Below are 12701 nucleotides of genomic sequence, written 5' to 3' on the forward strand. Positions count from 1 at the left end.
TTAAAAGAAGGAACGACAAACATTATGGACATCTCGGAGGTAAACGTGGGTCGCGCTAAAGTGAATATTCCCATTCAGCAGAGAATCATGTCGAATCCGGCATTCGGACCTTTCATTGGATTGGTTCTGATTTGTATCGGTTTCGCCTTCTCCTCAGAGTACTTTTTCACTCTGAGAAATGCGCTCAATATTCTCGACCAGATCACCGTATTAGGGATTTTGGCAATAGGTATGACAGCGGTCATCATTATTGGAGGTATTGATTTATCTGTCGGCTCTATTCTCGCTCTGTCCATGATGACCATGGGTTTTCTCGAACGCCATTTGGGTGTCCCCATCGAATTGTCGATTCTGCTTGGCATTTTAGCAGGCGGACTATGCGGATTAGCATCAGGGCTTCTCATTTCCGTCGCCAAACTGCCCGCCTTTATTGCCACCTTAGCCATGATGTCTGTCGCGCGTGGTATCGCCAATATCCTGACCGACGGTCGACAGGTTGTGGGTTACCCCGATTGGTTTACTGGTTTATCAACCATCCGCTACTTTGAAGTGTTCACTGTCACTATGGGCATATTTATTCTGCTCACTTTAATCGCCGGGCTTTATCTCAAATATCGCGCCAATGGCAGAAACCTTTACGCCATCGGAGGTAATGAAGTAGTCGCAAGGTTAGCCGGGATCAACGTTCATAAGCAGACCATTCTGGTTTACGTCGCATCTGGGTTACTCGCAGGTATTGCAGCAATGACTCTGGCAGCAAGGCTGGACTCATCGCAACCCAGTGCCGGTATAGCGTATGAACTCGACACCATTGCCGCTGTTGTGATTGGCGGAGCGAGTCTCAAAGGAGGACGCGGCGCCATCATAGGCACGGTAGTGGGTGTGCTAATTATCGGGGTGCTGAGAAATGGGTTAAACCTTTTGGGCATCTCACCTTTCTTTCAACAAGTGGTCATCGGCATTGTTATCGCGGTAGCGGTCGCTTTCGACACACTTGGCAGGAAATCCTCTTAAACCCATCCCCTTAAAACTAAGTGGGAAAGTAATGACAACAAGGAGAGTTACATGTTTAAGCAAGTGAAAAAATGGCTGCAAAGTGCTGCTATCTTGTCAGCAGCATTGGTCGCACATGCCTCATGGGCAGAGACTACCATTGGGTTAGCGGTTGCCAACCTTCAGGCGGACTTTTTTAACCAGATAAAACAGTCGGTCGAAGCAGAAGGTAAGAGAGTTGGAGCCAAAGTGATCGTGGTGGATGCTCGTGGAGATTCCGCAACTCAGGTTAGCCAGATTCAGGATTTGATCACTCGTAAAGTGGACGCCATCATCTACATCCCAGCGGGAGCAACAGCTGCGAGTGTTCCGGTGAAGGCTGCTCATAAAGCGGGAATTCCAGTCGTAACCGTGGATAGAAACCCAGAAGGTGCACCTGGTGATACTTTCATTGCAACAGACAGTGTTGCTGCCGCCAAAGAACTGGGTGAATACGTTGCTAAAATTACTGGAGGGAAAGGTCGAATTGGCGTCGTTCAGGGTCAGATCGGTACAACACCGGAAATCGATCGTAATCGCGGCTTTAACGAAGCCATTGCAGATTACCCAGACCTGAATGTCGTAACCAAACAAGCCAGTAAAGCGTGGATGCAGGACGAAGGATTCTCTATTGCGCAAGACATGCTGCAACGAGACCCTAACATCACCGTATTCTTCGGTCGCGCCGATGCTCTGGCATTGGGCGCTGCACAAGCAGTGAAAGTGGCGAATCTGGATCATGATGTGGTGGTCGTTGGATTCGACGGAGATGCTGCTGGTTTGGAAGCGGTCAAAAAAGGCATTCTTGCAGCAACCATGACTCAGCAAACTCAGTTTATGGGTCGCCTAGCTGTTCGCTCTGCACTTGATTTGAAAGACGGTTTGTATGTGCCAAAAACTCAATTGCAAGGCGCAACATTAACCGTAAAAGACAACGTTGATCAGTTCATTAAAGTTCATCCTTAATCAAAGGTAGGAAGTATGAAGTCAGAACATGCTCAAACTTCCGCCTCTGCCACAAGCTCACCCAACAGTGGGCTTGTGGTGAAAGGTGCCGGAAAGAAGTACGGCGATATCGAAGTACTTTCAGATGTTAACCTCACCGTAAAACCCGGAGAAGTGGTGTCTCTATTGGGAGAAAATGGAGCCGGAAAATCCACTCTGTCTTCCATTATTGCTGGAGTCATTCAACCCTCTTCCGGTGAAATGACCTGGCAGGGAAAACCCTACTCCCCGTCCTCCCCGGCAGATGCACTGGATTCAGGAATTGGCTTGATACATCAGGAAATACGTTTGTTGCCCGACTTGAGCATCGCCGAAAACGTCTTTCTTGGTAGAACTATTGTTCATAATGGGCTGGTCAATCAGGACGCAATGGTCGAAGCCGCAAGTATTCAACTTGAGCGGTTGGGCCTGGACGTCTCGGCTAACATGCTAGTCAAAGATCTCAAAGTTGCAGCTCAACAGCAGGTAGAAATTGCCAAAGCGTTAACACTGAATGCCAAACTGCTGATCCTTGATGAGCCGACAGCTGCTCTTGGAGGTGAAGAAACTGAGCGTTTGTTCGAGCAGATTCGTTATTTAAAAGCAGAGGGAGTGTCTTTCATCTACATCAGCCACCGGCTCGAAGAGATAGCCCAGATAGCAGATCGCATTGTGGTCTTAAGAGACGGAAGTCAGGTAGCAAACCATGAGCGTGCCGATGTCCCGGTCAAACAACTGGTCAGTGAGATGGTGGGTCGAAGCATCGACAGAGTTTTCCCCGAACGAATCCACCAGATTGGCTCCCCCGTCATTGAGGTTCAGAACCTAAGCTCAGCAACCGATGAATTTCAGGACATCAATTTCTCCGTCAATAAAGGGGAGATCTTCGGAATTGCCGGCATTGTGGGTGCAGGTCGAACCGAATTGGTCAGAGCCATTTCGGGTGCAGACCCCACTCAGTCTGGAACCCTTTTACTGGATGGCAAGCCAACCGCCATTTCAACCCCCAAAGACGCCATTGATAAAGGGATCGTTCTGGTGCCCGAAGACAGAAAAATTCAGGGCGTTATTTTGGAAGACTCCATTTGTGACAATGTCGCTTACGGCAACTTCGACCAGTTCAGTTCCGCAGGCTGGGTCAACCCAAAAGGCATGGCGGACTTTGCTCAGGAAACCATAGATAAAATGGGCGTCAAAGGTCAGATTCATCAAAGAGTTTCTGACTTATCTGGCGGTAACCAGCAGAAAGTCATCATCGCCAAATGGATCGCTCGCAACCCGAAAGTGTTCATTCTCGATGAACCCACCAGAGGTATAGATGTAGGGGCACGAGCCGCAATCTACGATGTGATATCCGAACTGGCTCAGAAAGGGATGGCGGTCATTATCGTAAGCTCTGACCTGGATGAAGTATTGGGTCTGTCGGACCGAATCATGGTGCTCGCCCACGGGGAACAACAGGGCATTTTGGAAGCCAAAGACGCCAGCCAGGTCGCAGTTATGGCGCTTGCCACACAATAATAAGGAAATTTTCAATGAGTCAATTTAACAACAAAAGCGTGGTTATCACCGGAGCCTGCAAAGGCATTGGTAAAGGTATAGCTGAACATTTTGCCTCTAAGGGCGCAAACTTAGTCATAGCCTCCAATGACAAAATCATTCACGAAACTGCCCAGCAGATCAGCCAGAAATATTCCGGCGTACACGTTGAATCCAAAGTGGTTGATGTCTCTTCTGAACAACAAGTGAAAGATCTGTATCAGCTCGCATTCGACACCTTTTCTGCCATTGATATCAGCATTCACAACGCTGGTATCATCACCATTAAACCGTTCGATGAGATGACTCATGAAGAATTCAACAAAGTACTTCATGTCAACACCACAGGGGTTTGGTTGTGTAGCCGTGAAGCAGCAAAATACATGGCAAAACAAGGAGGTGGACGTATTGTTAACACTTCTTCCTTGCAAGGCAGAAATGGCTTTATTTACACGCCTCATTACGCGGCGAGCAAAATGGGTGTCATTGGTATCACCCAGTCATTAGCACTTGAATTGGCACCAAAAAACATCACAGTAAACTCGGTTTGCCCCGGAATCATTGAGAGTGACATGTGGAAATATAATGATAAAGTATGGGGTGAAATGCTCTCGACTCCTGATAAAACCTACCAAGAGGGAGAGTTGATTGCGGAATGGGTCAGCAATATTCCCCTGAAAAGAGCTGGCACACCACAAGATGTGGCGAACGCCATCGCATTTTTCGCCTCTGACGAAACAGGCTATATTACAGGGCAAGCGCTCAATGTCTGTGGCGGCATGGCAATGAATTAATCCACTCAATATTAGGTGAATCCCCGGAAATGTCAGAGCTTGATGAACTCAGATCCGTACTGAAAATCGCAAACCTTTACTTTAAAGACGAACTCAAGCAGCAAGAAATTGCCAAGAAACTCCGAGTGTCTCAGTCTTATGTGTCCCGGGCGATTAATCGGGCTCAAAAGGAAGGGTTTGTTAAAATCAGTATCATCCAGCCACCTGGAGTTCATCTGGATTTAGAGCTAAAGATTCAGCGTCACTACGACCTTAAGCAAGTCATCGTGGTCGATACGCCTGCCGAGTCTTCCCCTGCTTACACTAAATCTCTGGTCGGCAGTGCTGCCGCACATTATCTGGAATCTATCCTGAGAAAGAACGACATTCTGGGAATCTCCTCATGGAGTACCACCATTTCTGCCATGGTCGATAACATGCATTTCGCACGTTCCAAGGTGAAAGAGGTGGTTCAGCTTATGGGGGGTGTGGGAAACAATGGTGCTTTTCAGGCAACCTACCTTACCCAGCGCTTAGCCAATCTTCTGAATGCGTCTGCGCACCTTTTACCTGCACAAAGCATCGAGCGATCTTATGAAGCGAAAGAGAAGATTCTTCAAGATCCAGAAATCAAAGAAGTGTTCGACACCTTTCCTAAGATCGATATCGCTTTGGTTGGTATTGGGCAGCTTGAACCCTCGGAGCTGTTGCAAAACAGTGGGAACTACTTCGATAAAGAGATGCTTCAAACCATGGTCGACGATGGTGCCGTTGGAGACATCTGCCTTCACTACTTCGATAAACGAGGCAAACCCGTCATTGAGGAAAGCCACGACCCTGTCGTTGCAATCTCACTGTCTCAGTTAAAAGATGTGCCTCACGTAATTGGTCTTGCCTGCGGAAAAGAGAAAGTCGCGGCCCTAGACGGCGCTCTGAATGGCGGATACTGCGACGTGCTTATTACGGATGTGAACACGGCTCGTTCATTGTGGGAATACTTTTATACCCATTAGTTTGCCGTGAACTTAAAAAGTAATGAGGTCTTCTTTTAAGTAAAGTGAATAAAATAAAAGCCCCGCAAGTGCGAGGCTCAAATATTAGCGCTTTAACTAGGCAACTATCGTCCCTTGATCCGAATCTCCGCTGCTAGAATTCTCTTTCGGGTTCGGTCCATACTGGTTTGTGCCTGCCTGACTATCCATCACACTAAACACCAAAAGCATGATAGACGCCGCTGCTACCATCGCGCCCCCAAATAAAATGATGGCTTCTGAAGACAGACTCATGCCAAACAATACGATAGGTAAACCTGCAAATGGCGATGCCATCCACCAGCCACTTTTACCGATGTCGTGCAAACGACGAATACCCAGTCCAATCTGAGGCACCAGCGCCATCAACGGATAGACCACATTAATGAGTGGAATGAAAGAGACGACCATATTCAGGATGAAGTTGATCAGTAGAAACATCCAGTAATCTTTTCGGCGAGAGCGACCTTTAAATTCAAAAGCCAGTTGCCACGCTTTGATAAATTCATTCATAAACTTTGTCTTTGCTATTTCTTGGGTGTTAATTCAATAAAAAGCCACTCTGGTGAGTGGCTTGGAAAACACTAACGAGCTTTGTTACGGGCGATACACTTTTACGTTGTTGTAGCCCTGCTCTTGCAAGTAAAGCGCTTGCAAGCGGCTCATTACGCCGCGGTCGCAGTATAACAGGTAAGTTTTATCCTGGTCTAAATCACCGAACTTAGTCGCCAGTTTGAAGAATGGAATGTGAACCACTTCAACGCCATCAATCTCAAGTGGTTTTTCGTCCTCTTCTTCTGGGCTACGGATATCCAGCACGATGCCATTTTGGTCAACGTCTTCCACCTGCTCGACTTCTGGTGCTTGCTCCAGGCTTTCTTTCGCAATATCACGAATGTCCATGATGCGTGCGTCGTACACCACCTGCTCTAGCACAGAGAAATCGAACTTCGCTTCTTCCGCTTCCAGCTTCTCTTTCACCGCTTTCACAGTCGGCTTTTTGGAAATCACACCACAGTACTCAGGCATGGTTTTCGCGAAATCTTCTGTGCCAATGTCACGAGCCAAATCGATGATGTCTTCTTTGTCCCAGTTGATAAGTGGACGAAGGATCAACGTCTCAGTTACGCCGTCAATATGACGCAGGTTGGTTAAAGTTTGAGAAGAAACCTGACCAAGTGCTTCACCCGTTACCAGAGCCTGAATGCCAAACTTCTCGGCAATCATTCCACCTGCGCGCATAAACATACGCTTAAGGATAACGCCCATTTGACCGTCATCGACTTTCTCAAGAATCTCAGCAACCACAGGTTCAAAATCCACAGAAATGAATTTCACCTTGGCAGAAGAACCGTATTTGTCCCACAGGTAGTGAGCAACTTGCTTAACACCAATTTCGTGAGCAGGACCACCCAGGTTAAAGAAGCAGTAATGAGTTTTAGAACCACGTTTGATGTGCAGGTAGCTGGATACACCAGAGTCAAAGCCACCAGAAATCAAGCTCAGCACGTCTTCCTGAGTACCCAGAGGGAAACCACCTAAACCTTTGTGACGAGCCAGAATCTGATTCAGCTTGTCGCTGGCCACTTCAATTTTTACCGTTACATCTGGCTTGTGGAGTTTTACGCTCGCACTTTCAACCGCCTGGTTCAGACCACCACCGATGTAGCGCTCCAGTTCGATCGACGTAAAATCGTGTTTGCCGCGACGCTTCGCACGAACAACAAAAGTTTTCCCTTCGATCTTATCGCGGTTCAGTTCCAGTACCTGCTCGTAAATATCGTGCATGTCTTCGAAGTCTGATTGTTGAACCTCAAGCACATGATGAATACCCGGAGTCTGAGTCAGGATGGACAGAACTTTATCGTAGTGCTCGTCGTTTTTACCGCTCACCTCAATGTGATCACGACGGTTAAATACCGCCACGTTCTCAGTGTGCTTTTGGATAATGATACGAATATTGCACTCCAGAATACGAGTAAAACGCTTACGTACGGATTCACTTTTAACAAAAATTTCTGGATGGGGCTTAACGATAAACTTCATGGATATGCTTCACTGGTTAAGAACTGGATTGCCGCAGCAATTCTGAGGCGCGCGATTATAACCGAGATAACCACACAAAAAAAGGTGAGCACTTTATGTACTCACCTTAATATTATTAGAAACATCAATTCTTGCTAAATTACTGCTGTGCTGAGACCTCATCACTGAAGTGTGGTTTACCCTGCATGATGTTGATTTCAACGCGTCGGTTTTCCACTCGTCCTTCAGCAGTGTCATTGCTGACCAATGGCTCAGTATCCGCCATACCCCGAACCCGAAGCCTTGAATGTTCAAAACCTCTGACTTTTTCCATTTCGTGCGCAACGGAAACCGCTCGTTGAGAAGACAAATCCCAGTTCGAACGATACAGCTCAGAATCCAGTGGTTGATTGTCTGTATGACCAGAAACACGAACGATACCCGGTACGTCTTTCACCAGCTCAGCCACCTGACGAACCAAAGGTCGGAACTTAGGTTGCAGGAATGCCGAACCTTCAGGGAAAGCCCCTTTTTCACGAATTCGGATAACAATTTGCTGACCTAGGTTTTCTACCTCTATCGCGCCTTCATCAATTTCACGCTCCAGCGCTTTTTTGATGCTTTCGACGATGGTTTCCATTTCTTGCGATTGCGCTTCAGACTGTTGCTGTTGCTGCTCAGACTCGTTGTTCTGGTTCATTTTGGTGGATGTATCTGGCGACTTACCACCCGTCAGCTTACCCACTTCACGTTTGGTACCACCCGCACGGTCAGACTCCCCTTCATGAAACTCCAGCGTTTGCTGAGTCATGTCGATGGTTTGCTGCATAATCACGTCAATTGGTGTCGGTTCAGGTCGACCCGGGCGAAATTCCTGAGCGATAACACTGGTACCCTTTGGAATGTCTTTCACTTCCAACTGGTTTTGAACACCAAATGCGAACTTCATGGAACCGGCGATCTGCTTAAACTTCAGTACGTCCATTTCGGAAAACGAAAGCAGAAGTACGAAGAAGCACATTAGCAGTGACATCAAGTCAGCAAACGTACCCATCCACAATGGGAGCCCCGGGGGGGGACATTTGCACTCTTCTTCTTCCATCCTACTTCCCCTTACTCACCATCGACATCAAGAACACGCTTACTTTCGTTCAGGTAGTTCTTCAGGTAGCTGTCGATTACACGAGGGTTCTGGCCATCCTGGATCGCCAGTACGCCATCCATTATCAGACGGCGATTCAGTTTTTCCTGCTCACGACGCAGAGACAATTTATCCGCGATTGGGAAAAACACCATGTTAGAAAGAATAGCACCATACAGAGTTGTCAGAAGTGCTACCGCCATCGCGGGACCGATGGATTTTGGGTCATCCATGTTTGAAAGCATGGCAACCAGACCAACCAGTGTACCGATCATACCCATCGCAGGAGCAACGTCACCGAAAGCTGAAAATACCGCTCTACCCTGTTCATGGCGCTCATCGGTTAATGAGATATCTTTTTGTAGTGTTGCACGCACAACGTCTGCATCGTGACCATCCACCAGCAAGTCGATACCCTTTTGCATGAAGGAGCTGGTGATCTCCATTTCTTCCAACGCCAAAAAACCACCTTTACGGGCGGCATCTGCCATTTCGACTACTTTCGCGATTAAGTCTTCTGGCTCGTCTGCTTTAAACATGAAGGCTTTACCAGCGATTTTAGCTGCACCGAAAAATTGCCCCATGGTGAATTTCATCAAAACCACGAAAGTCGAACCACCCACAACGATCAGGATAGATGTCACATCGATAAAGATACCGATGCCTCCCCCCAAAACCATTGCCATGATTACGAATGCAAATCCGCCAATTAATCCAATTAACGTTGCTAAATCCACAAAGCACCCCTCATGCTAAAAATTCTAATGTGCGCTTAACTCCAGCTATCGGCAGGGTCTTCGTTTTGTTTAGGACTTTTACCGACAGCGTTCGCAAATTTTCTTTTAACTTTAACAGACTATACCTAATTTTACCTATGGTCCCAGCCTAAAGACATTGTAGGCAATTTCCTGTTTTGTGCTGTGACTTCAGCTTGATTGAACAAAAAAGAGGCACACTCATACTTTGAGACCATTTGATAATAACGAATCCATTGTAAAAACTGATATACTGCACTTTTGTTAAATTTTCTCTATTGCGAGTTTGACCAGCCGCTATCGCTGAGTTAACTTGCGTGCAACGTTTTAGCAGCAGAAATCGTATGGCAAGCAAAAAACCAGAAAACATGACTTTTGAAGAGTCGCTTACTGAATTAGATTCTATTGTAGAGCAGCTGGAAAGCGGCGATCTGGCATTAGAAGACGCCCTCAAAAAGTTCGAGCGTGGTATTCACCTTGCCAGAGCTGGCCAGGGAAAACTGTCTGAAGCTGAACAACGCGTTGCCATTCTGACCCAAGAAGACGATCAGGCTGAATTAACGCCCTTCGATCCAAATTCTGAAGAATAATTACTATGTCCGCATCTTTAACCTCTTACCAAGAGCGCAGCAACGCACAGCTGAACGCTTGGTTGGATACTTTGCCCTATCAGGATCTACCTCTTATCCAGGCCATGCGCCATGGTTTAACTCTGGGTGGCAAAAGAGCTCGTCCGTATCTGGTTTATATTACGGGTGAAATGCTTGGTTGCACCTTAGGGGGACTCGATACTCCAGCCTGTGCCGTTGAATGCATTCATGCCTACTCTCTGATTCATGACGATTTGCCTGCAATGGATGACGATGAACTGCGTCGCGGGCAACCCACCTGCCACATCAAGTTTGATGAGGCGACCGCTATTCTCACTGGCGATGCACTGCAGACTCTGGCTTTTTCGATTCTTTCCGAAGGCGAACTTAGCCCAGAAGGCGAAACCAACCGTATAAAGATGGTCCAGACTTTAGCTCAGGCATCTGGTGTGCGCGGCATGTGTATGGGACAGGCGCTGGACTTAGCGGCTGAGAATCGATCGGTTTCTTTGCAAGAGCTGGAAAGCATTCACTTGAATAAAACTGCTGCCTTGATCAAAAGCGCCATCAAGATGGGGGCAATGGCAGCGGGAGAAAAAGGGCTTAAAGTCCTGCCTGAATTAGAGAAATACGCCGATTTGGTCGGTCTCGCATTTCAGGTTCAAGACGACATCTTAGATATCATTAGTGATACCGAAACTTTAGGAAAACCTCAGGGTTCGGATCAAGAATTAAACAAAAGTACATACCCATCCTTGTTAGGATTGGAAGGTGCTCAGAAGAAAGCGCAAGAGCTGCTTGATGATGCACTGGGAGCGCTGGAAGCCATCCCTTATGATACACAGTTACTTGAAGAGTTCGCCCGTTACGTGGTCGAGCGCAAAAACTAAACAATAAGCGCTGATATATATGACTCTCGATATTTCAAAATATCCTACTTTAGCACTGGCAGATACACCCGATGAGCTTCGCCTTCTTCCGAAGGAAAGCTTGCCTACGTTATGCGATGAGTTGAGAACTTATCTGCTTAACTCGGTGAGTCAATCCAGTGGGCATTTGGCATCCGGTCTGGGTACAGTGGAACTGACCGTTGCTTTACATTATGTCTACAACACACCCTTTGATCAGTTAATCTGGGATGTGGGTCATCAGGCCTATCCTCATAAAATCTTAACTGGACGTCGTGAGCAACTGCCGACTATCCGTGAAAAAGGCGGGCTTCATCCGTTCCCATGGCGCGGAGAAAGTGAATACGATGTGCTGTCAGTCGGACACTCATCAACTTCTATAAGTGCGGCACTTGGTCTTTCTATCGCGGCGGAAAAAGAAGGCAAAGACCGTAAAGTCGTCAGTGTGATTGGTGATGGTGCCATCACTGCGGGCATGGCGTTCGAAGCCATGAACCATGCGGGTGATGTTCATACTGATATGTTGGTGATTCTGAATGACAATGAAATGTCGATTTCAGAGAACGTTGGCGCACTTAACAACCACCTTGCACAGTTGCTTTCCGGTAATCTGTACACCTCAATCCGCGAAGGCGGAAAGAAGGTTCTTTCTGGTCTGCCTCCAATCAAAGAACTGGTTCGCCGTACTGAAGAACATTTAAAAGGCATGGTGGTCCCTGGCACCCTGTTCGAAGAGCTTGGTTTTAACTACATTGGTCCTGTTGATGGGCACGATGTGAATGAGCTGGTTAAGACGCTGAAAAACATGCGTGGCTTAAAAGGTCCTCAGTTCCTGCACATCATGACCAAAAAAGGCAAAGGTCACGAGCCTGCTGAAAAGGACCCAATCGGCTACCACGCTGTACCTAAACAGTTTTTGAACCCTGATCCGAACAAGCCAAAAGCCAAGGCAGCCTCACCGACTTTCTCTAATATTTTCGGTGATTTCCTGTGTGATATGGCGGCGCAAGATCCTAAGTTAATGGCGATCACTCCTGCCATGCGTGAAGGTTCGGGTATGGTGCGTTTCTCTAAAGCGTTTCCTGAGCAATACTTCGATGTAGCGATTGCAGAGCAGCACGCTGTCACACTAGGCAGCGGCTTTGCTATTGCGGGTCTTAACCCGATTGTGGCGATTTACTCTACCTTCCTACAGCGCGGTTATGACCAGCTAATTCACGATGTCGCCATCATGAATTTACCCGTCATGTTTGCTATCGACCGTGCAGGACTTGTCGGTGCAGATGGTCAGACTCATCAGGGTGCCTTTGACCTAAGCTACATGCGCTGTATTCCTAACATGGTGATCATGGCACCAAGCGACGAAAATGAGTGTCGTCAGATGCTCTACACCGGTCACAAGCACACCGGACCTTCTGCTGTTCGTTATCCTCGCGGTAGTGGCTGTGGTGCAGAAATCCAGCAAGACATGACAGCACTTGAAATTGGTAAAGGTCGAATCGTTCGCCAGGGTGGTAAAACAGAGCAGCCTAAAGTCGCCATTTTGAGCTTTGGTACTTTCTTGCCAAATGCATTGAAGGCTGCTGAGGCATTTGATGCGACAGTAGCGGATATGCGATTCGTCAAACCGCTCGACGAAGCACTTATCTCCCAACTTGTTGCTGACCATGATGTACTTGTTACCATCGAAGAAAACGTGGTTGCTGGTGGCGCTGGTGCTGGTGTTGTCGAACACCTGATGAACAGTAAGCAGATTCTCCCAGTGCTCAACTTGGGTCTGCCCGATGAGTTTGTTGCTCAGGGCACACAAGATGAAATGCACGCCGAGCTAGGTCTGGATTCTGCCGGAATAGAACAGTCTATTCGTGAATATCTAGCCAAGTAAGCTGAACTTGGGTTAACTAAACTTAGATCTCTCACCCG

General features: G+C 47.4%; 12 protein-coding genes. 8 read left to right on the forward strand and 4 right to left on the reverse strand.

The features are described 5' to 3' along the window. Positions 1 to 24 precede the first annotated feature (24 nt). The 5 genes from QMG91_RS13335 to QMG91_RS13355 are packed head-to-tail and all read left to right on the forward strand — an operon-like array spanning position 25 to position 5341. Entirely contained in the window at positions 25 to 1014 is a 990-nt protein-coding gene (locus tag QMG91_RS13335) for an ABC transporter permease (RefSeq protein WP_281827025.1), read from the forward strand. A gap of 51 nt (positions 1015 to 1065) precedes the next feature. Further along, positions 1066 to 1998, forward strand: a complete 933-nt coding sequence (locus QMG91_RS13340) for a sugar ABC transporter substrate-binding protein (protein WP_022591630.1) — start codon at positions 1066 to 1068, stop codon at positions 1996 to 1998. 15 nt (positions 1999 to 2013) lie between these two features. After that, the gene (locus tag QMG91_RS13345) at positions 2014 to 3537 is read left to right on the forward strand and encodes a sugar ABC transporter ATP-binding protein (RefSeq protein WP_281827028.1); all 1524 of its coding nucleotides are present in this window, start codon (positions 2014 to 2016) and stop codon (positions 3535 to 3537) included. 14 nt (positions 3538 to 3551) lie between these two features. Then, a complete protein-coding gene (locus QMG91_RS13350) occupies positions 3552 to 4349 on the forward strand; it encodes an SDR family oxidoreductase (protein WP_281827030.1) in 798 nt (265 codons plus the stop codon). Between the two features lie 29 nt (positions 4350 to 4378). Then, positions 4379 to 5341, forward strand: a complete 963-nt coding sequence (locus QMG91_RS13355) for a sugar-binding transcriptional regulator (RefSeq protein WP_022591633.1) — start codon at positions 4379 to 4381, stop codon at positions 5339 to 5341. A 96-nt stretch (positions 5342 to 5437) separates the two neighbouring features. On the opposite strand, the gene QMG91_RS13360 is transcribed toward QMG91_RS13355, so the two are convergent. The 4 genes from QMG91_RS13360 to pomA form a co-directional block, all read right to left on the reverse strand. Next, positions 5438 to 5872, reverse strand: a complete 435-nt coding sequence (locus tag QMG91_RS13360) for a DUF805 domain-containing protein (RefSeq protein WP_281827033.1) — start codon at positions 5870 to 5872, stop codon at positions 5438 to 5440. An 84-nt stretch (positions 5873 to 5956) separates the two neighbouring features. Then, a complete protein-coding gene (gene thiI / locus QMG91_RS13365; protein ID WP_281827035.1) occupies positions 5957 to 7405 on the reverse strand; it encodes a tRNA uracil 4-sulfurtransferase ThiI in 1449 nt (482 codons plus the stop codon). A gap of 139 nt (positions 7406 to 7544) precedes the next feature. Further along, positions 7545 to 8486, reverse strand: coding sequence for a flagellar motor protein MotB (locus QMG91_RS13370; protein ID WP_004408425.1), 942 nt, complete (start codon positions 8484 to 8486; stop codon positions 7545 to 7547). 11 nt (positions 8487 to 8497) lie between these two features. Beyond that, positions 8498 to 9262: a flagellar motor protein PomA gene (gene pomA, locus QMG91_RS13375; RefSeq protein ID WP_004408426.1), complete on the reverse strand. Its 765-nt coding sequence runs from the start codon at positions 9260 to 9262 to the stop codon at positions 8498 to 8500. A gap of 362 nt (positions 9263 to 9624) precedes the next feature. On the opposite strand from pomA, the gene xseB reads away from it, so the two are divergent. The 3 genes from xseB to dxs are packed head-to-tail and all read left to right on the forward strand — an operon-like array spanning position 9625 to position 12663. Next, positions 9625 to 9870: an exodeoxyribonuclease VII small subunit gene (gene xseB / locus QMG91_RS13380; protein ID WP_004408428.1), complete on the forward strand. Its 246-nt coding sequence runs from the start codon at positions 9625 to 9627 to the stop codon at positions 9868 to 9870. A gap of 5 nt (positions 9871 to 9875) precedes the next feature. Continuing rightward, positions 9876 to 10760 carry a (2E,6E)-farnesyl diphosphate synthase gene (ispA, locus tag QMG91_RS13385; RefSeq protein ID WP_281827039.1) on the forward strand — a complete coding sequence of 295 codons (885 nt, stop codon included), beginning with the start codon at positions 9876 to 9878 and terminating at the stop codon, positions 10758 to 10760. 19 nt (positions 10761 to 10779) lie between these two features. Further along, positions 10780 to 12663, forward strand: coding sequence for a 1-deoxy-D-xylulose-5-phosphate synthase (gene dxs / locus QMG91_RS13390; RefSeq protein ID WP_281827041.1), 1884 nt, complete (start codon positions 10780 to 10782; stop codon positions 12661 to 12663). Positions 12664 to 12701: the final 38 nt, after the last annotated feature.

Source organism: Vibrio nigripulchritudo (assembly GCF_027924785.1).
GTDB lineage: Bacteria > Pseudomonadota > Gammaproteobacteria > Enterobacterales > Vibrionaceae > Vibrio > Vibrio nigripulchritudo.

Coding starts and splice junctions, on each gene's coding strand:
- thiI (WP_281827035.1), bottom strand. CDS start 7,405: ATGAAGTTTATCGTTAAGCCCCATCCAGAAATTTTTGTTAAAAGTGAA.
- QMG91_RS13350 (WP_281827030.1), top strand. CDS start 3,552: ATGAGTCAATTTAACAACAAAAGCGTGGTTATCACCGGAGCCTGCAAA.
- QMG91_RS13345 (WP_281827028.1), top strand. CDS start 2,014: ATGAAGTCAGAACATGCTCAAACTTCCGCCTCTGCCACAAGCTCACCC.
- ispA (WP_281827039.1), top strand. CDS start 9,876: ATGTCCGCATCTTTAACCTCTTACCAAGAGCGCAGCAACGCACAGCTG.
- dxs (WP_281827041.1), top strand. CDS start 10,780: ATGACTCTCGATATTTCAAAATATCCTACTTTAGCACTGGCAGATACA.
- QMG91_RS13360 (WP_281827033.1), bottom strand. CDS start 5,872: ATGAATGAATTTATCAAAGCGTGGCAACTGGCTTTTGAATTTAAAGGT.
- QMG91_RS13355 (WP_022591633.1), top strand. CDS start 4,379: ATGTCAGAGCTTGATGAACTCAGATCCGTACTGAAAATCGCAAACCTT.
- QMG91_RS13370 (WP_004408425.1), bottom strand. CDS start 8,486: ATGGAAGAAGAAGAGTGCAAATGTCCCCCCCCGGGGCTCCCATTGTGG.
- QMG91_RS13340 (WP_022591630.1), top strand. CDS start 1,066: ATGTTTAAGCAAGTGAAAAAATGGCTGCAAAGTGCTGCTATCTTGTCA.
- xseB (WP_004408428.1), top strand. CDS start 9,625: ATGGCAAGCAAAAAACCAGAAAACATGACTTTTGAAGAGTCGCTTACT.
- QMG91_RS13335 (WP_281827025.1), top strand. CDS start 25: ATGGACATCTCGGAGGTAAACGTGGGTCGCGCTAAAGTGAATATTCCC.